The 628-nt window shown below is 50.0% G+C and carries 1 protein-coding gene; it reads left to right on the top strand.

All coding sequences use genetic code 11. The features are described from left to right. Positions 1-628 (top strand): phosphate/phosphite/phosphonate ABC transporter substrate-binding protein (locus R7040_RS27585; RefSeq protein ID WP_318097761.1); only part of this gene is annotated, 628 nt, incomplete at both ends.

Consider the following 628-nt stretch of genomic DNA (forward strand, 5'->3'; position numbering starts at 1 on the left):
ATGGCAACATTGACGGGGCGCGCACCGCAAAACTCGAACTATAGCATTGGTTCTGCGCTGGTGGTTCGGGCAAATTCGCCATACCAAACATTAAAAGATGTTTCTGGATTTCCTGTCGCGGCAGTGTCCGAAAAAGCGTTTGGTGGTTATCTGACCCTGCGCTATCAAATCGTGGAAATGGGACTCGATCCGAATGATTTTTTTGCGGATGTTCGCTATCTTGGTTTCCCAATTGATGCCAACCTCTACCAATTACGTGACGGCAATGTTGAAGCCGCTGTCGTGCCTGCTTGTCTACTGGAACAGATGCAAAATGAAGGTCTGTTACAGCACGGTGATTTTCGAGTCCTAAATCAACAGCTAAATGAACATTCTTCGTGCGCCGTTTCTACGCCGTTATATCCAAACTGGTCGTTTGCCAAAACAGAACGCGGCTCGTCTCTTCTGGCGAAAAAAATCGCGCAAGTCTTGCTTGCTATGCCACCAGAGCACCCCGCCATTATTGCCGCTGGCGCGTCAGGCTGGACATCGCCCGTTAGCTTGTTGAGCATCGATAAACTCTATCAGGCGTTGGATTTACATCCATTGCAGCAACCTTGGTGGAGTGAGGCGCTGCGCTGGTTGCGCA

This window comes from Vibrio sp. 1069, assembly GCF_033340555.1.